Origin of the sequence: Mesorhizobium sp. M0601 (assembly GCF_040320845.1) — a bacterium.
Taxonomy (GTDB): Bacteria; Pseudomonadota; Alphaproteobacteria; order Rhizobiales; family Rhizobiaceae; genus Mesorhizobium.
In genome coordinates, this window is the sequence record NZ_JAMYQK010000050.1 from 21,570 (window position 1) to 39,823 (window position 18,254).

Annotated in this window: 17 protein-coding genes; 8 read left to right on the forward strand and 9 right to left on the reverse strand. The window is 60.1% G+C overall.

Annotation, left to right across the window (positions count from 1 at the left end; translation table 11 throughout):
* Nucleotides 1-677 precede the first annotated feature (677 nt).
* Nucleotides 678-2,099, forward strand: coding sequence for a M16 family metallopeptidase (locus NKI41_RS29300; protein WP_352686182.1), 1,422 nt, complete (start codon nucleotides 678-680; stop codon nucleotides 2,097-2,099).
* A 509-nt stretch (nucleotides 2,100-2,608) separates the two neighbouring features.
* Nucleotides 2,609-4,066, forward strand: a complete 1,458-nt coding sequence (locus NKI41_RS29305; protein ID WP_352686184.1) for an NAD-dependent succinate-semialdehyde dehydrogenase — start codon at nucleotides 2,609-2,611, stop codon at nucleotides 4,064-4,066.
* 828 nt (nucleotides 4,067-4,894) lie between these two features.
* On the opposite strand, the gene NKI41_RS29310 is transcribed toward NKI41_RS29305, so the two are convergent.
* The 5 genes from NKI41_RS29310 to NKI41_RS29330 all read right to left on the reverse strand — a co-directional run bounded on the left by NKI41_RS29310 (nucleotide 4,895) and on the right by NKI41_RS29330 (nucleotide 11,070).
* Nucleotides 4,895-6,844, reverse strand: a complete 1,950-nt coding sequence (locus NKI41_RS29310; protein WP_352686186.1) for a class I tRNA ligase family protein — start codon at nucleotides 6,842-6,844, stop codon at nucleotides 4,895-4,897.
* Between the two features lie 389 nt (nucleotides 6,845-7,233).
* Complete coding sequence (locus NKI41_RS29315; RefSeq protein ID WP_352686188.1) at nucleotides 7,234-8,013, reverse strand: phytanoyl-CoA dioxygenase family protein; 780 nt, start codon at nucleotides 8,011-8,013, stop codon at nucleotides 7,234-7,236.
* A 506-nt stretch (nucleotides 8,014-8,519) separates the two neighbouring features.
* Complete coding sequence (locus NKI41_RS29320; RefSeq protein ID WP_352686190.1) at nucleotides 8,520-9,851, reverse strand: lysine N(6)-hydroxylase/L-ornithine N(5)-oxygenase family protein; 1,332 nt, start codon at nucleotides 9,849-9,851, stop codon at nucleotides 8,520-8,522.
* Nucleotides 9,852-10,072: 221 nt separating this feature from the next.
* Complete coding sequence (locus NKI41_RS29325) at nucleotides 10,073-10,222, reverse strand: iron-sulfur cluster assembly accessory protein (protein ID WP_352686192.1); 150 nt, start codon at nucleotides 10,220-10,222, stop codon at nucleotides 10,073-10,075.
* A gap of 725 nt (nucleotides 10,223-10,947) precedes the next feature.
* Nucleotides 10,948-11,070: a hypothetical protein gene (locus NKI41_RS29330; RefSeq protein WP_352686195.1), complete on the reverse strand. Its 123-nt coding sequence runs from the start codon at nucleotides 11,068-11,070 to the stop codon at nucleotides 10,948-10,950.
* A gap of 208 nt (nucleotides 11,071-11,278) precedes the next feature.
* Between NKI41_RS29330 and NKI41_RS29335 the strand changes: the two genes are divergently transcribed.
* The 4 genes from NKI41_RS29335 to NKI41_RS29350 all read left to right on the forward strand — a co-directional run bounded on the left by NKI41_RS29335 (nucleotide 11,279) and on the right by NKI41_RS29350 (nucleotide 14,812).
* The gene (locus NKI41_RS29335) at nucleotides 11,279-11,419 is read left to right on the forward strand and encodes a hypothetical protein (RefSeq protein WP_352686196.1); all 141 of its coding nucleotides are present in this window, start codon (nucleotides 11,279-11,281) and stop codon (nucleotides 11,417-11,419) included.
* A complete protein-coding gene (locus NKI41_RS29340) occupies nucleotides 11,413-13,479 on the forward strand; it encodes a prolyl oligopeptidase family serine peptidase (RefSeq protein WP_352686198.1) in 2,067 nt (688 codons plus the stop codon). Before NKI41_RS29335 ends, NKI41_RS29340 begins: the two co-directional genes overlap by 7 nt.
* Nucleotides 13,480-13,668: 189 nt before the next feature.
* Nucleotides 13,669-14,364 carry an OmpW/AlkL family protein gene (locus NKI41_RS29345; RefSeq protein WP_352686201.1) on the forward strand — a complete coding sequence of 232 codons (696 nt, stop codon included), beginning with the start codon at nucleotides 13,669-13,671 and terminating at the stop codon, nucleotides 14,362-14,364.
* Nucleotides 14,365-14,566: 202 nt separating this feature from the next.
* Nucleotides 14,567-14,812 carry an amino acid kinase family protein gene (locus NKI41_RS29350; RefSeq protein WP_352686224.1) on the forward strand — a complete coding sequence of 82 codons (246 nt, stop codon included), beginning with the start codon at nucleotides 14,567-14,569 and terminating at the stop codon, nucleotides 14,810-14,812.
* 595 nt (nucleotides 14,813-15,407) lie between these two features.
* Here the strand turns inward: NKI41_RS29350 and NKI41_RS29360 are convergent.
* Nucleotides 15,408-15,713, reverse strand: a complete 306-nt coding sequence (locus NKI41_RS29360) for a hypothetical protein (protein ID WP_352686203.1) — start codon at nucleotides 15,711-15,713, stop codon at nucleotides 15,408-15,410.
* A 202-nt stretch (nucleotides 15,714-15,915) separates the two neighbouring features.
* On the opposite strand from NKI41_RS29360, the gene NKI41_RS29365 reads away from it, so the two are divergent.
* The gene (locus tag NKI41_RS29365; protein ID WP_352686205.1) at nucleotides 15,916-16,785 is read left to right on the forward strand and encodes a prolyl oligopeptidase family protein; all 870 of its coding nucleotides are present in this window, start codon (nucleotides 15,916-15,918) and stop codon (nucleotides 16,783-16,785) included.
* Between the two features lie 70 nt (nucleotides 16,786-16,855).
* On the opposite strand, the gene NKI41_RS29370 is transcribed toward NKI41_RS29365, so the two are convergent.
* Nucleotides 16,856-17,101, reverse strand: coding sequence for a helix-turn-helix domain-containing protein (locus tag NKI41_RS29370; protein WP_352686208.1), 246 nt, complete (start codon nucleotides 17,099-17,101; stop codon nucleotides 16,856-16,858).
* A 116-nt stretch (nucleotides 17,102-17,217) separates the two neighbouring features.
* Between NKI41_RS29370 and NKI41_RS29375 the strand changes: the two genes are divergently transcribed.
* The gene (locus NKI41_RS29375; protein WP_352686210.1) at nucleotides 17,218-17,511 is read left to right on the forward strand and encodes a DNA -binding domain-containing protein; all 294 of its coding nucleotides are present in this window, start codon (nucleotides 17,218-17,220) and stop codon (nucleotides 17,509-17,511) included.
* Here NKI41_RS29375 and NKI41_RS29380 read toward each other — a convergent pair.
* Together NKI41_RS29380 and NKI41_RS29385 are read right to left on the reverse strand one after the other, a co-directional pair.
* Nucleotides 17,506-17,973: a DNA -binding domain-containing protein gene (locus tag NKI41_RS29380; protein ID WP_352686212.1), complete on the reverse strand. Its 468-nt coding sequence runs from the start codon at nucleotides 17,971-17,973 to the stop codon at nucleotides 17,506-17,508. The genes NKI41_RS29375 and NKI41_RS29380 overlap by 6 nt on opposite strands.
* Before the next feature lie 85 nt (nucleotides 17,974-18,058).
* The coding region (locus tag NKI41_RS29385; RefSeq protein ID WP_352686215.1) for a transcriptional regulator domain-containing protein at nucleotides 18,059-18,254 on the reverse strand (196 nt) is incomplete at its 5' end.

The window sequence follows — 18,254 nt, forward strand, 5'->3', positions numbered from 1 at the left end:
CCACTCATCAGGCTCAACGGCCTCGCGGCAGGCGCATTACGCCAGAATCGCGCAACCGCATCGTTTTTTCCCCTCCGAGTCCTACGGTCTTCGTTTTCCCGCGCCTCGCGTATATCGCCCAACTCGCCGATTTTTGGATCAGATCCGTCCTAGCGCACGAGCAGGCTCCGCGCTCGAGTTGGCTGGGCTGCTCACGCCTCTGCCCTTCAGCATCGACCCGGTCTGGCTGTCGAGGACAGGGTTCCGCTGGGGTGACCAACATCTTCATTCTCACCGTCAGTGCAGCGGCCATTCGAAGCGCATCCTGTACCCCTCCCCGGCAGCGCGCCCGATCGTCTTCCGAACGAAGAAGATATTCTCAGCCGCGCGCGCGTCGCGTTCGGCCCTGTCCGATGTCCGACAATGTCGGATGCGCAACATGGTAGAGCCCTGTCCACATGCCTCGAACGGTTTTCTGATCTGGCACGGTGCATGCTTGGTCATCCGCAAGGCGTCGCGGACCAAGGAGAATCCGTCCCATGATCACCTCACCAAGAAATACCGCCGCAGGTCTCCTGGGTCCATCCAAAGAAGAGGCTCGAGTAAGGCTTGGTCCCATGAAGAGCTTATTCATCTGGCTCGGCGCTGCCCGCCGATCCTCCCACGCGGGGAGACGGGGACGCAGCGCCTTCATCAAAATGAGGAACAAATCTCTTTGCCTCGAACCTTGCCTTTCGACCAGCCACCACAACCGCAGCCATCGATCGTCCCCCTGGCTGTGCAGGGCGTTCATTGCCACCGCGCTGGCCCTGGTGACGACCGCTCCGGCTCTGGCCGCCACCGACGGCGGCAAGGTGACGGATTTCCTGCTCGACAACGGCATGGAAGTGGTCGTAATCCCCGATCACCGCGCGCCGATCGTCACTCATATGGTCTGGTACAAAATCGGCAGCGCCGACGAGCCACCCGGCAAATCCGGCCTTGCCCATTTCCTCAAGCATCTGATGTTCAAGGCGACGACCAACCACGCCGCCGGCGAGTTGGACCGAGCCGTCTCAGCCATCGGCGGCTACAAGAACGCCTTCACGGCCTATGACTACACCACCTTCCTCGAGACGGTGGCGCCCTCGGCGCTGGGTGAGATGATGGGCTTCGAGGCCGATCGCATGTTCAACCTCATCCTCAACGACGATGATATCAAGACCGAGCGCGACGTGATCCTGGAGGAGCGCCGTTGGCGCAGAGAGACGAACCCGCATGCTCTGCTGGACGAGGAGGTCAACGCGACGTTGCGGCAGAACCAACCCTACCGCATTCCGGTCATCGGCTGGATGGAGGAGATGGAGAAGCTGAACGGCACCGACGCATTCACCATCTACAACAAATACTACCGACCGAATAACGCCGTGCTGGTGGTAGCCGGCGACGTAGAGCCTGAGACGGTCAAGGCGCTGGCCGAGAAGACCTATGGCAAGGTTGTGCGCGGGCCGGACCTGCCCCCGCGCAACCGCCCGGACGAGCCGGAGCAGAACACCAGGCGCACAGTGACGCTGACCGATGCGCGCGTTTCGGTGCCGAGCTTTTCCACTCAATGGGTGGTGCCGTCCTATCATACGGCAGAGCCCGGCGAGGCCGAGGCGCTCGACCTGCTGGCCGAGATCCTCGGCGGCGGTAACCGCAGCCGGCTATATCAGGAGCTTGTCGTCAAGCAAGGCATAGCCTCGGCGGCCGGCGCCTCCTTCCAAGGCACCATGCTAGACGACACCAATTTCACCATCTCCGGCTCGCCGCGCGGCGATGCAAAGCTCGTCGATCTCGAAGCGGCGGCCGTTGCCGAAGTCGCCCGGATCGCCAAGGATGGCGTCACCAGCGACGAGCTGGACAAGGCCAAAGACCGCTATATCCGCTCGGTGATTTTTGCGCACGACGAGCTGGACCACATCGCCAACATTTATGGCAAGACGCTCACCACCGGTGGCAATGTGAAGGACGTGATCGAGAGGCCGGACCGAGTCCGCAAGGTCACCACCGACGAGGTCAAGGCGGTCGCCGCCCGTTATCTGGTGCTCGACCATTCGACGACAGGCTATCTTTTGCCGCAGCAACAGGCGGGGAATTGATCATGAGCTCCATCCCCATGCAAATGCGCCGGCCGGTCTTCCCTCGGCGCGCCTTCGCCACCCTGTTCCTCTCCATCCTCTTTCTCATCTTGCGGGCGCTCGCCCGGTAAACGGGATCTGTTTAAAGCCGCGAGGATCGGTTTTCGGGGCCTTGCCAGGCATTTGCCGGTTCAGGCGTCATTATTGGGGTGCGCTCCTCCTCAGGTCAGCCTCTCTTCGAGTCGATAGAGTCGCCGATTCGTGGTCCGCAGATTGTAGGCGCAGGCCACCAGCATCCACTCGGCGCGGCTGGCGAAGCCGACGTCCGTTGTTCAATCGTTCGACTAGTAGAACCGCGAGGCATCTTCTAGCGTATTCAGGTATTCTCCCCCTTCCAGTTGGGTACCGTGGTCTACCAGCTGTCTGGCCGAGGCCCTATAAGGAACCCGGACGTCGCGGAGTACACACCGCACCTGCTATATATACCTGCTGCGTTGAGGAGGAATCCGGTATTGCCCCTGTGCCTGCCGATGATCCGTCACCTGACATCCCCCGACCTGTTTGGACCCATTGATCGCCTGCCGGCACTTGGCACGCGGATTAGCGAGCGGACATTCGACGTCCTCAACCCGTCGACTGGCGAAGTGCTGGCTGAACTACCCGACATGGGTGTCGAGGAGACATGCGCTGCGATCGACAAGGCCTATGTCGCGCAGCCTCGATGGGCAGGGTTGACCGCACGTGAGCGCAGCGACGTTCTATGGCGATGGCATCAGTTGATCATCGATCACGCCGACGATCTCGCCGCGATTCTCACCGCGGAGATGGGCAAGCCGCTTGCCGAAGCCAAGTCGGAGATATCGCATGCTGCGGCGTATCTGCAATGGTACGCCGAGGAGGCCAATCGCGTCTATGGCGAGACGATCTCCGCACCATCGATGGACCGCCGAATGCTGGTAATCAAGCAGCCCATCGGAGTTGTTGGCACGATAACGCCATGGAATTTCCCGGCCTCGATGGTGGCGCGCAAAATCTCGCCAGCCTTGGCGGCGGGCTGCACGATCGTCCTCAAGCCCGCTGAACAGACGCCGCTCGTGGCGGGAGCAATGTTCGCCCTCGCCCAACAGGCTGGCTTTCCCGAAGGCGTCGTTAACCTGATCTATGCGTCCGAAGGTGACGCGGTCGGCCGCGAACTTTGTACCAATCCCAAGGTCCGCAAGATCAGCTTCACCGGGTCGACTGAGATCGGGCGCCTTCTCATGCGCCAGTGCTCGGACCAGATCAAAAAAGTCAGCCTTGAGCTCGGCGGCAATGCACCTTTCATCGTCTTCGATGATGCCGATATCGATGCCGCGGTTGACGGTGCGATCCAGGCGAAGTTCCGCAATGCCGGCCAGACCTGCGTTTCGGCGAACCGCCTTTACGTCCAGTCGGGCGTTCACGACGAGTTCGTCGAGAAATTCGTGCAACGGGCTCGCCAACTTCAAGTTGGTGACGGTTTCGCTCCCGGAGTGGACATCGGACCGCTCATCGACAAGCACGCTTTGGCCAAGATCCAATCCCATATTGCCGATGCCGTCGCCAAAGGCGGCGCAATTCAATGCGGGGGCAAACGTATCGGCACGAATGGCACGTTTTTCCAACCGACAGTCCTGACCGGTGTCTCCAGCGAGATGACCGTCGCGCAAGAAGAGACATTCGGGCCGCTGGCACCGATTATTCGCTTCAAAGATGCGGATCAGGTCGTGCGTGAGGCCAACGACACGATTTACGGCCTCGCGGCCTACTTTTATGCCTCCAACCTGAAGCGTGTCTGGCGTGTGGCCGAGGCCTTGGAATATGGAATGGTCGGGGTAAATACCGGCCGGATGTCTTCAGAAGCGGCGCCGTTCGGTGGGATAAAACAGTCCGGCATCGGGCGGGAGGGATCCCGCCATGGCCTCGAGGACTACCTCGAAATGAAATATCTGTGCATGGGCGGCATCTGAATTTTCGGCTTGCAGGATTCACAGACCGGGTAACCTAGCGAGCGACCTCCAAATTTGTGAATTGTAGGATCGCTCCTCGATTGGAACTGAGGGGCGGCTCCGTACCCGAGCAAACACGCAATCCTGAAGGAGCACCCTGGCTGGACTTATCTCTCGACGAGACAAGCGTCTGCATTGTCGGCGGACGCGGCGTGCATGTGATGGAGGATACGCTTGCGGGGATTTGGCGGCCCTCGCCGACTATCTTCAGGCGACGGGCTGTCTTTGCGCGGGTCTGGTTGGAAGCTTGTGCACCATCGCGATCGTGAACGCTGGTTGTGCGCAATATCCGGTTTCTGGGGCAGAATTTTGAACCTGCTACCTTCCGATTGTCAGTAGCTCAGTTGTTCTTCGGCCGACTGCCGCGCCAGTACAGGCTCGGACAGAATCGAAGATACCATCAGGCAGGCATTCGCATTCGACATTTCCGGTGATCGGCGCACGATCCAGGGCGCGCCAGGTTGACCAAGCGCCTCGAACCGCATGACAGTCTTGACCGGCTGGAGAACGGAAATCCCGCGATGCCGAAGAGGTTGGTCAGCGCAGTCGAGCCCACACGGCATTTGCGGCACGAAACAGCAAGGGCTGGGAAGCGATCGGCTGAGCGGTCCTCGAAGGGCTGGCCAGGGTGTCGACGATGCGTTGGTTCAGGTCCGCCAATCTGGTCTCTACCGTCTGATAGCGGCTTCGGTCGCCAGTGACAGCGAGTAAAGATATTTGGCATCATCGGCTTTGATTGCCGCGCAGATCTGGTCGAGATTGGGATAGCTCACTGGTGCAGCTTTGGGCTCATAGTGCTTCCTCCTCATCGAGATGAGGATTGCCGGATTTGGCGTAGAACACCAACACGGGTCCGAGATCAAAGCGCGTCCCGGGCGCAAGGCGCTGGACGGACCGGGGCCATGTTTCGGTTGAGACGCCATCGATGCCTCGCGCCAGCGTTCTGGCGAATCGGGGCATCAGCGGAGCGAGTGTCGGTGCCAGGAACGCAGCGGCCGTCGTCTGAAGGGCTAGCGAAGTCCGATTGCGGGCGGGATAGAAACGTCGCGCCGCCGCATAGTCTTGCGCCCGACGGTAGATCACGCAATCGCGCACGAAATCGCAGACCTGAGCGGCCGCGCGCCGGACCGAGAAGCCTTCGTCCGAATAGGCGCGCTCCATCGCCGCGCGATAGATCTCTATCCGAGCAAAGAAGGCGCGGTCGACCGGGCTCCAGTCGCCTGCATCGGGTACACGGCCGGCAAAATCCTGCTTGATTTCCTGGTTCAACGCATCAAGCCAGTTCAGCCAAATCCCTTGGAACACCTCGTTCTCGGTGCGGCGCAGCGCGTCCAGCGTGAAATCCGTCCGCTCACCTTCCGGGCGTGTCAGGCCCAAATGAAGACGCACCACGTCGACTGTCTTTGGGCTCAGAACCTCCTTGCCCCAGACCGCATGGCGGCAGCTGGTTGAGAACTTCTTGCCGTCGAGCAGGTAGAACTCGTTGACGTGATAGTGGATGCGTGGCGTCCAGTGGGGGAAGACCTCGGCGTAAAGAGCGGGGTAGAGTAGCGCGTGGTAGAACGAATTGTCGAAGCCGAAGAAATGGACAATCTGCCAGTCGTTGCCGGGCATCTCCGCCTTCCAGTCGCGACCCAGCAAGCGGCCGAGCGCCTGGATGTTGTAAAGAAAACCGAAGGCCATTTCCGGCCAGACCCAGATCACTTGCCCCGGGAACCCTTCGGCCGGCAGACCCCAGTCCGAGGGGTGGGTAATGGGCACTGAAAAGTTGCCGCGTCGGCGTAGGCGCGCGAAGAGATCCAAGATCCGTAGCGGGACGCCCGACGCCCTTAGATGCCGGTCGATATTGTCGTAGCATCGGTCCAAGGCAAGTTCCGGGCGGCGGACGGAGCCGACCAGCGGCGCCTCGGCAGACTGCCGTGACCGGGCTGCACCCAAGTCGTGGCAAAGGTTTGGGGCGCCGCATTCCTCGCAGATGTTGCCACCGGCGGAGCCGCCGCAATCGGGGCAGAGGCCGCTAACATCCGGTTCGTAAAGATAATGGCCTGTCACGGCATCGAAAAGCGCAGGGCTCTGGCGCAGATCTACCGCCGTGCTGCTCAGAAGACTACGGAAACACGCGGCTTGAAATTCGCAATAAGCGGCATCACCCATCGTGTGTAGGAAGCTGTGGATCTCGCAGTCAAGAAGTGCAAGCGTGGCGCGAATCTCGTCCGCGTAGTGGCGCGCTACCTCTGCGGGCGTCGATTGATCGGCATCGGCACGAGTGGCGACGTAACTCTGGTAATCGTCGCTTCCGGTCAGGTGGTAGGCCTCGACCCCTTTCATGCGCAGGAAACGCGTGTAGACATCAGCGCCAAAATAAGGGCCAGAAAGATGCCCTAGATGCAGATCGCCATTAGGCGTCGGTGGCGTGGAGAAGACGAAGATCGGCCCGCGTGGAGCCGTGGCCTTTGCAGCGGCATCAAGGGCGGCCTCGCCGTCTCGCCAGTAGACATCGACGAAATTTAGGTCTTCGTTCCCATCGTTGCGCAGCACATGCGCTTCAAAAGGGTGGAACAGAACGACATCGCCCGCCTCGACCGAGATTTCCCCCAGGTCGGTCCTGACCTTGCCCGATCCTGACAGGATCACGAAGGCCTCGATTTCGTCGTGCCGATGGGGATCGGATGTAACGCCCGGTGCCACCCTACCGAACGAAAACCCCGTGCCGGCGCTTCCCGTTCCAAGCGTGGCCATGTTGATACCGAACGCCCGGGACAGCGTCGTTCGAGAAAGCGTAGATTTCCGCATGACAAACCTAAGCAGTTGAAACAGTGGCATCTCCCGATGCCAACGCAACAGCCCCTTGTGCAAGTTGCGCAGAGAAGCGGCAGGCCAACCCGTTGGCGGCCCCGGACAGAATAATGCGGCTCTGGGCCGCCAGGCGGGCGACGAGGGGGGCGCCAGTCGGGCTGTAGGCGTCATAGAAGACCGCCCTGCGACCACCTCCACAATCCACGTGCCGAAGTGTCGTAACGGGCTGCGGTCGATGCTCCGCGAGCCCGCAAATCAGAACGCCATACTCTCCGCGCATTTTTGAGCGGTCGATCAGTTTCGTGTGCATGCCTCCGCCTGGCTGCGTGAGCTCAATCGCGATAGAAAATGCCATTTGGGGGTTTGAGTTTGTCGAGATCGGCCACTTTGCCCTCGGGCGGGTTAAGGGCGCGCTTAAGCACGTTATATTCAGCGCGGGTCGGTCCACCGGTTGAAGCACGCTGGAACACCAAGTAGAGTGTCCGCCGCGAACGATTGCTTTTGTTCGGTCGTGAGTAGTGCGGTGCGTAATCGTCGAAGATGAAGATGTCGCCAGCCTTCCATACTACGGGTTCCCAGGAGAACATTTCGGCGACTTGAGGATCGATCACCCCACCGGCATCCATGGGAAACACCCCCTTCTTGTGGTTGCCGGGGCTGAAGAAAAGCCCGCCGTTTTCCGGGTCGGAGTCGTCGATGCCTATGGCAACCACGGCATGGACAATCCGGTCGGGGAGTTTGTGTGGAATGTGATAAATGTCCTGATGCGGGAGATAGCCGCCGCTGTCGGGGTAGTGGAAAATCAGCAACTCCTTGAGCCTGCGCGAATCTTCGCCAAGCAAATCCTCGACCGCTGACTTTATGCGCTGATCTTCTAAGAGCAAACGACGCAATGGATCATGGAAGTCGAGAAAATTCTCGATCTTGGAGATGATCTTTCGATTGTCCGTCGTCTTCTCGAACCACATGAGCCATTTATCATCGCTGACATCCCAGCGTGACATATCTTCGACAAAAGTAGAGATATTTTCCTGAGCCGCTGGAGCGAAGAACCTTTCGAGCCTGACGTATCCGTCTTTCTGCCACTTTTCTCTTTGTGCATCAGTCAACATGCGAAAAGCCTCCTGTTGGAAAGACTGGTTGGTCGGACATCCCAATTAGGGCAGTCGGGCGCTGGTCAAGTTGCGGGTCCACGGAGACGGACTCACGTCATGTGGGACGGCGATGCTAAGTGCGTTCCGCTCCGGCGGATATTGTCCGCAGAAGCTCGGCGCGAGACTGCCTATGTCAGGCTCAGCCGGGTCCAGGGGTTCCGTAAACTGGGCCGGATCAATCGCTGCACCCGGTCCAGCCACGACACGCATCGCTAAAGGCCGGCACCATCCGCTGACCGCCGACCCAGCCATGGCCGCCAAGACCACGGCGCTCTTTCGAGTGAGCGACCTGGTACGGTCTTGACAACCGTAGCGGAAATGCACGCCCCCAGAATAATGCGATGCGCCGCTTGGTCCAAGGGCTTGTTCGGTCACGATGATTTCGGAGAAGCCTCCGGCCTTCGCCGCAGCGGAGGCGGACATCATTCCTAGGATGCCACCGCCGATGATCAAAAGTCTACGAGTCATATCCCGCTGCCCATTTCTTCGGCTGCGGGGGCGGGCCAGCTCTCGATCGAGGTATGGCTGATGAAGCCAGGATGCTCGGGGTTCGCGCATGGCGCTCGCCCAAGAAGGCTATCGAGGATGCGGCGCGCGCGCCAGGCCAGCAGGCTTAGGTTCGGATCGGCCAGGCCGCGCTGCCCGAGGCTCGCGTTTTGTACGAAGATGCGTCTGTCACGCGGTCCGTCCCAGCTCACCGAAAAATCCTCGCGAATAGCTAATTCATTGTCGATCTGCTCCAGCCGGTGCGCGATGGGTTCCAAGAAGTCTGGCACCGCGTTCTCGTAACCGGTGGCCAGGATGACGATGTCAGCCGTGACTTCTTCGACCTCGTCCATGCCGTGCTGCAGGGTCAGCCTGTGACCCGGTCCGGCGTTGATGCAGTGCGAGACGGTGCAGCCCGGCCGCAGTGTGATGCCGCATCGGTTTGGCTCGACAAATGCGTGGCGGTACAGCGCCTGATAGATCGAGCGCAACGTGCTTTCCGAAATGCCGTCCGAGGCAAGCACGAAACGCCGCAGGAGCAGCTTACGCTGCGACGCGCTCATCGCCGCGAAACGATCCGAAAAGCAGGGCATGAACAACTCGTTTGTGAACGGGCTGTTGTCGAGAGGCAGATAGTTTTCGCGCTGCGAGACCCAAGTGATCGAGGCAGGCCGCCGTTCTTTCGGCAGGCCGACAAGGTGCAACATCACCTCGGCTCCCGACTGGCCTCCGCCAACCACGCAGACATGCTTTCTCCGCACCTCAGGATGGATGTGCAGTAAAACAGATGAGTGGAACAGGTTGCGTCCAGTCCAGCCCTGAAACTGAGGCGGGATTTGCGCCTGCTTGCCAATGCCAACCACGACGTTTCTGGCGCCGAGAACCGCGTTATCCGTCCGCACCCGAAACTCGCCGTCAAAGCGGATTTCGTGCACGGTCTCGCCGCCACGGACAAGTGGGTTCCTGTGGAAGGCCCAGTTCAGGTACTGCTCAAACTCAGCTCTGAACACAGCCTCGAACTGTGCGTTCAGAAAGTGGTACAAACGCCCGTGCTCGTGCAGGTAGTTTACGAAGGTGTAGGCTGATCGCGGATCCACCAGCGTGACCAGATCCTTGAAGTGGCTGACCTGGAGCTCCGAGGAATCGAATGCGATGCCTGGATGCCAGCGGAAGTCGACCTGCCGATCCAGGAACAGTGCCCCTTGCCCAACTTGCTCGTGTATCTGACACGCAAGGCTCAAATTAGACGGCCCAGCACCGACCCCAACGCAAGATAACTCCACTGCTTCCTCCCTATAGAGTCTTCCCACTAGCCGGCTTGTTCGCGGCGAATATCGGCCATAGCCCATTGAGCCCCTCGCGGATCTTTTCGAGCGCCGGTCCCGACCGCGTTTGCGAGAATTTGTCCAGCGCGTTCGGGTCGTCGAATATAGACCCGAGCATTCCAGCGCGGTGACAATCGACGGCTCATGCCGGCGACCTGGGGCAAGGACGTATGTCCTTTCCGCTCCTCTGGATGCCCGCGTCGCCGTTACGCGAGACGCTTTCCAGGCCCATTAAGGCGTTTGAAGCCGGTGCAATCGCCCGCCTCGGCCATGACGCGCCGGCCTGTCGGCGGCTTGATGGCAGGCGAGGGCGCGGTTTTCACTGCGGCGACGGCATTTTCGGTGCGCATGATCATGGACGGCCTCTCTTTGATGGCGTTCGCAGAATCCCATGCATAGGCCGTGCCAGAGAAGGAAACCCTTATTAAACAATGGGTTGTCGGATTTGCGATCCTGTCGGAAATCCGACATTGAGCGGACGCCTACCGGCGGCGCCCGATTTGCACGTCGATGTCGCCTTTTCCGAATAGCCAACCGGGCACCTTCTGCACCAAAATACTTCTTTATGGAGACCAGCACGAAACCTTCATGAACGGACAGTGCAGAACCTGGTGTCTCTGCCGGACAGATCGCGATATGGCTTCTCCCATCGAGGTCGGCAGTTGCAAGAGCTGCCAGATCCTTCCTATCGTGCCGTTGCACGGGCTTGATCCCGACATTCTCGGAGGCCGCGATCATGAAGAGTGACGCAATCTCATGTCCGCCGCGAGGCCTCTCTCATGGGGAAGCAATTCTCTATGTTGGTGTCGGATCGATGCTCTTGATCAGATGGTTGCGGATGGGCGCAAGCCCATTCCTAAGCGCATCAATGATTGCGCGATATGGGACCTTCACCAACTGGATTGTCGAATCTCTGGAAAGATTGCCGGAAGACAATTGCGTTATGACCACTCTGCCGGTTCCAAAAGCACGTGCGCCATTCGGTCGCTGCGACTCAATCCAGGCGGAGGGATGAGGCCGCAAAGCGGTCTTTTGCGCGCCCACCGGTGGGCCAGGATGGAGCCATCGTAAACGCAGTTATTCAATGATCGCCGCCGCGGAGCTCGTCAGGCTGTGCCCGCCCGACACCGGCGACGTAGTGATCGTCGATCGCCCCGTCGCCGATGTCGATCCGAAGCTCGGCCAGTTTCGCGGTGAGCTTCACTGCTTATCCGCAGTGCCCACCGAGCTCGCACAGGAGGTTCTATGAGCTGTCACGGCTGCACTCGTTGTCGGGTCTTCGACAAAGTCGGACATGAGACACACCGCAATCAGAGCCATGTCATTGTTGTGAAATGATTTTCTCGTTTGGCACGACACGTGCAGGGCTATCCGCAAACGCGCTGCGGCAAGGACTGAGGAGAAATCATGGCATGATCAAGCTCGCCGAACATGCGGTCGCAGCCGCGAAAACCGGGCCTTTCCGAGCCTACAGGACGTTGCGGCTGTTTTCCAGTCGACATCATTCTTCACCTTATCTGGAAATCACCGTATTCGATTCCGCCCAATGCTGAATGCCCCGGACGATGATCCCTATCTTTGGCTCGAAGATGTAGAAGGAGAACGGACACTTGCTTGGGCCGCCACCCAGGCGGCCAGGCTCCTGCTGCACTTTGGTGGAACACAGTTCGATCGCGACCACGACGCCCTGAAAGCGATCTTAGACCGTCCTGACAATATTCCCTTGATCACCCGCCGCGGCCCGTACCTCTACAATTTCAGGCAAGATGCCGGAAATCCGCGCGGACTGTGGCGCCGGACCACCCTTGCCGCCTACATGAAGAAGGATCCCCATTGGGAGCTACTGCTCGATCTGGACGCCCTCGCCGCTAGCGACGGAGAGGACTGGATCTGGCGCGGCGCATCCCTTGAGCCGGAGAGACGGGAAAGAGCCGTTCTGGCCCTGTCGCGCGGCGGCAGCGAGGCGGTCGTGCATCGCGAATTCGATCTGGAGTCTCTTAGCTTCGTCGCCGACGGTTTCAACCTCGCCGAGGCCAAGGGCGGGGTTAATTGGCTCAACCCTGACACGCTTCTGCTTTCCAGTGCGTTTGGTGATGGCATGGCCACCCGCTCCGGCTACGCGCGCACCGTGCGGCTGTGGAAGCGTGGCGCGGATCCGCTCACCGCGCCGATAATCTTCGAGACCGGTCCCGAATCCCTCGGCGTGTCCTGCCATCTGGACCGCACCGCCGAGAGCGAGCGCCTTTGGTTCATCGAGCAGGCGACCTTCTTTGAGAAGATCGGCCGAATCGGCGACAGGAGCGGGCCGAAGATGCGGATCGACCTTCCTCAGGACGCCTCGTGGAGCGGCTTCGGCGACTGGCTGGCGGTAAAGCCGGGCAAGCCGTGGACAATGGGACCGACGACCCATGCCGCGGACGCGCTGATCGGTATCTCGCTTTCCTCCTTCATCGCCGGCGAGCGCAGTTTTGCCACCCTCTTTGAACCAGGCGACAGGCGCTCCCTGCAGTCATTCTTCTGGAATAACACGAAGCTCATTATCTCCTACCTCGTCTACCTCGTTCCGCGTTTCGACATGTTCACCCCCGATCGCCAGGAATGGACGCGCCGAGTGCTGGACACCGTGCCCGCCGAAGGGACTGTTCACCTTCGGTCGCTCGATGCGGAACATCACGAGACCAACGGAGACGTCCTCGTTTCGGCTCAGGACCCGATCAAGCCGCGGAAGCTTCTCCTATTAGACCTCAATGCCGCGGCGCCTCTCGGCGCTCCAGTAATCCTGAAGCGCAACCCGGAGAATTTCGACGCATCCGGGCTGGTGGTCACGCGCCACGAGGCAGTCTCGACCGGTGGGGAGATGATCCCCTACACGCAGGTCGGTCCGGCGAACGGGAACGGGGATGCCCCGGTTCACCTCACCGCCTACGGCGGGTACGGCATATCGCTCCTGCCCCACTACAACTCCTCGCTCGGCAAGCTGTGGCTGGAACGCGGCGGCACGTGCGTGGTGGCGAACATCCGGGGCGGCGGAGAGTTCGGCACCCGTTGGCACGAGGCCGGGCGCAGGGAGGGCAAGCGTCTCGCCCATGACGATTTCGCCGCCGTTGCCGCCGACCTCGTGCGAAGGGGCATTACGCTGCCGAGGCGGATTGCCGCCGAGGGCGGCTCAAATGGCGGCCTTCTGATCGCCAACATGCTTACCCGCTATCCTGAGCGTTTCGGCGCGCTGTTCTGCAAAATGCCGCTTGTCGACATGCGCCGCTACACCAAGCTTTTGGCGGGCGCGAGCTGGATTGACGAATATGGCGATCCCGACAAGCCGGAGGAATGGATTTTCCTAAAGGAAATCTCCGCCTATCACGCCGCAACGCCGGGACAGCCCTATCCGCCGATCCTGCTCGCCACCACGAAGCGGGACGACCGCGTCCACCCGGGCCACGCGCGTAAGATGGCCGCAAAGCTGCAGGCTCTTGGCTATCCCGCTTACTTCTATGAGCCCGGCGCGGGCGGGCACGGCTACGGCAAGAACAATCGGGAGCGGGCCGCATTCATTGCCTTGGGCACCAATTTCCTTCGCAGTGCGATCGGCTGGCAAGCTGATGGCGTTCGATAGGTGGGCGGAACCCAGACAAAGAGCAACGTTTCAATCAGTGGGTACAGGTCGATGATTGCGAGCACGGCGCGCGAATAATGTGTGCGCGGTCCCACTCAAACTGCGCTGAGCGCTCCGCCAATCTCCGCAATTCGAGCAAGACTTTTCGTAATTCAGTGCATCATTTCTAAACAGCAAGGAGAGAATATCATGGCGAGAAATCAAATGCGCGCGGCGCGGGGAGTAACAGCGGCCGTTGTCCTCATCGTGATGGGACAGCAGGCCGTCGCGGCGGACCTTGCGCAAGCCGCGAGCGTCCCGCAGGCAGGAACCCCGGTCAGGCAAGAGCCAAGTCCTTGGCAACTCCGCCTGCGTGGGTTGGGGATCATCACCGAGGATTCGGGCTACGTCAATGCAGTGTCGGGCTCCGGTCTTTCCTATTCGGACACCGTGATCCCGGAACTCGATATCTCCTATTTCTTCACGGACAACATCGCCGCCGAGCTCATACTCGGCACCACCTATGCCAACATCGGCAGCCAAGGGACGATCGGCGGGCTGGGCAAGATCGGCAAGGTTTGGCTGCTGCCGCCTACGCTCACATTGCAATATCATTTTACCAATTTCGGGGCTTTCAAGCCTTATGTCGGCGCCGGCGTAAACTACACGATCTTCTATAACCAGGATGCCGGCAGCGCCGATGCTCTCAAGGTTAAGAACACGTTCGGCACCGCGCTGCAGGTCGGGTTCGACTATATGGTGGATCAGCACTGGGGCGTCAACTTCGACGTGAAGAAGCTTTTCCTGAAGCCAGACTTCGATGTCACGGTGGCCGGCGCGAAGCTGACGGGGAAGGCTGCGCTCGATCCGTGGTTGATAGGCGCAGGCGTCACCTACCGTTTCTGATACCAAGGCGACGCGGCTTGCTGACAGCCGATCTGAAATCAAGGGCGCCTCGTGCGCCCTTATACCCTCGAAGGCCGTGACGCTCAGGACAGGTGAGATTGGAGAGACGTGTCTTCACTTCCAGTGCAGCAACACTCAGCAGCAACACTCAGCAGCAGCACCAACAAGCTCGATCCGATTGGTTTCGGCTCGCCGGCTGATAGTGAAGATTGGCTCAGCACTGATCGGCGATCCAGAAACCGGAGAAATACGCGGTTCTTGGCTCGAGACACTAATAGAGGATGTCGTCCGATTTTTCGCACGCGGGCAGCAGGTGATCATCGTCACGTCTGGCTCAAGTCATTTCAACCATCGGGACAGATCTCTGCGAGTTGAGGAGAAACAAACGGCCGCCGCCGGCATGTCCGACTGCGTGCGACCGCCGTTGCGGTCGTGTCGTTCTCGTTGATAATGGGTACGGCGCCAACTTTGAGAAGTCGTTGAAGGGTTGAAACCGCATTGAGGCGGCGATGCTGATCATCTATATCTCGCGGGTCAATTGTATTTGGCAAACGCCAAAACTATGGGGTTTAAAACTCTGTTTCATAGGCACGCACGAGTTGAACCTGACCGATAGCGCCGGGCCAAATCCAGATGCATGGAAGGTTGCTTGTGCCGCGACTTTCTCACCGCCCTCTTACGAGCGAGATTGACTGACGGCAGCGCCCGTTCCAAGTATCTGCGGCTGCTGGTGGCGCGCATGTTTCAGGGGCTTCGGTTCAAAGTCGTCGGCGCACATCAAAGGTCGGCCCACACCTTGAAATCGAGTCATTCCTCGGATGCAAGTCGACCAGTTCGCGGTGAGTTGAGTTTTCCGCGGCACACACCGAGTTCGCACAGGAACCGACAGGCGGTCACGGGTAGACTCGGTGTCGGATTTTCGACGATGTCGGACGATACAGATCCTGGTATCGGTCACCGTACCTCGGCCGAAAAGATGAAGCTGAACTGATGACGGTCGCTGGTCGTGCCATCCTCCGGATCATAGAGTTCCCAAGGGCTTGCTATCGAATGCCAGCGCGCTGGATATAGCGCAGATCAGCGCGCGCCGACTGAAGTCCCTTTCCATCCAGCTTGACGACACGGGACTTGATGACGAGGCGCGGCTGGAGGGCGGCGAAGCGGTCACGCGACGCAAGCTCACTGCAGACGCCGACACCGCGCCCGATACCGGTGCCATGGAAGGTTCCCTTGCCGCGACTTTCCCAACCACGAGCAAGATTGGCTGACGGCAGCGATCGAGGTATTTCCGGCCGGGGGTGACGCGCGTTTTTGCGGGGCTTCGGTTCAAAGTCTTCGTCGCGGATCAACGGCCGGCTCCCCACAACTTGAACTCGAGTCATTCCTCGAGTTGGCAGCTCGACTGGTCCGCGGAAATCGGCGCCATATAATCCGGTGGTTGTGCGCCATCTGGCGTCTTGGAGGCCCTACAGTTACTCTCATTGTCAGATCATCCACGATGTCGGGCATGAGACCCAGCGCTCTGATCCGTTGTTCTGAACGATTTCCCGGTTGGTGCCCCACCCCGCGGACGCGCTGATCGGTATCTCGCTTTCCTCCTTCATCGCCGGCGAGCGCAGTTTTGCCACCCTCTTTGAACCAGGCGACAGGCGCTCCCTGCAGTCATTCTTCTGGAATAACGGGAAGCTCATTATCTTCTACCTCGTTCCGCGTTTCGACATGTTCACCCCCGACCGCCAGGAATGGACGCGCCGAGTGCTGGACACCGTGCCCGCCGAAGGGACTGTTCACCTTCGGTCGCTCGATGCGGAACATCACGAGACCAACGGAGAGGTCCTCGTTTCGGCTCAGGACCCGATCAAGCCGCGGAAGCTTCTCCTATTAGACCTCAATGCCGCGGCGCCTCTCGGCGCTCCAGTAATCCTGAAGCGCAACCCGGAGAATTTCGACGCATCCGGGCTGGTGGTCACGCGCCACGAGGCAGTCTCGACCGGTGGGGAGATGATCCCCTACACGCAGGTCGGTCCGGCGAACGGGAACAGGGATGCCCCGGTTCACCTCACCGCCTACGGCGGGTACGGCATATCGCTCCTGCCCCACTGGGGCCGACACCGGGAGTGGCGCCAGGCGCTGTCTGCACTCCTTGGCCCGATGTTAAGCTATCAATGTGGCGTCGACATCTTTCAGGTGTGTTTGCAACTGCGCATATTTCTTGATCATAAGCGCGAACAGCTCCCGCCGCCAATCCGGCAGCGTCCCATCTGCTCAGATACGCTCGAGCAGCGGTTCGATCTGCACATTCTTTGGCGGCGATCAGCCCATATTCTGTCGGATAGTTGCGGATCGCATTGGCGAGTGGCGTGCGATTGCGGATCAGCCTGTCGCACAGGTCAACCAGCAGGAATGCCGGCTACACTCTGAACCGAATGCGCCGATCGCGGACGAGGCCCCTGTTGAGGGCTTTTGTTGAGCAATCCAAGCGCAACGCCATCTACAGGTCACGATACCGACGCATTTGTGCCAGAAGCTCGCAAGGATTGATATCGAGAGCCTCGGTAACGTCGAGAAACTCAATTACGTCCAGCCGACGTTCACCACCCTCGTACTTGGCCACGAAGGATTGTGGGCGGCCCAGCATATCAGCAACCTGGGTCTGGGTGACCCCTTTGGTTTTGCGCGCCGCAATCAGCCGTTTTAGCAGCCGGCGCTGGCGAGCTGATCGAAGGGATTTCGGCATCAGACAAACCGGCCAGGAAGAACTGGCTCACCGACTAATCCCAGTTTCGGATTATCCCATTTTAGGATATTGTCCAGTCGAAGGCGGACGCGGGATAATTCATAGCGAGATATGAGATGGAAGACAGATTGCTCCAACCTGCTGTTGCCGACGAGGTCCCCTGGGCGGAGAGCCTGACCGCTTATGACAATGAGCACTTCAGGATCTATCTGAGACTGATAGACGCGTGCGCCGACAAAGCCGGCGAAGAAGAGATGGCGCAGGCGATATTGGGCATCGATCCAGCTCAGGAGCCAGCTCGCGCTCGAAAGGCGGTTCGCAGCCATCTCGCGCGAGCGCACTGGCTGGTGACCTCGGGGTACAAAGAGCTGTTCTTGCCAGAAGAAACCAAAAGGCGGCGCTTGCTATAGAAGAAACCGCCTGTACCCGCCGTTCATGAGCGAGCGCCCGCGTCTGACGGCACGGCGCACGCCATCACGAAGATGGTCTCCGGGATCGGCCCAGTCGCGTTCGACGCGGGTTTTGCCGAACAAAGCGATAGCGATCTCGCGGTGCGGCGCGCCGGCGATGGAGCCGTCGAGCGCACGCAAGACCCAGTGCAACCGCGAGCGACGGGGCTCGGCCGGAAAGAATCTCGGTTGCAGCCTGCCGGTCGAACGGAGGCTGCTCAGACATTCCAGCGCGTTCAGGCGTAGCTTCAGTTCCTCTGGCGACCAGAGGGCGGAGGATGTCAATCGCACAGGTTCGAGGGTGCTGACGCCCGAAGCAGCCAACTGGAAGCTCCTGCCATTGTCCTCGACAAGGACGTGCTGATGCCCATCCCGCGTGACGAGTATGGAGATGCGGCAGGAGAGCGCGGCGAGATCGAGCACGTCGACCCCGCGCGGCCGCGCCGCTCTTTCGGCAGCAACCGGCAAAACATGCGGACATTGCCAGGGGCACCAGAAGACGCTCGCATCAGTTCCTTTCGAGCTTGCAAAACAGAAGGCCCCACCGCGAGAGATCAACACTGTTCGACGGCAGGCTGATAATATCCACGGACCGGGCGTTCGTGCGTTCGGCACCGCGCAGCGCGTTCGCCAGATCCTTCTGGAAGTCCGGATTGCGCCTGAGGAATTCCCAGGCCCAGCCTCGGCTGGTCAGCCGCTCGACA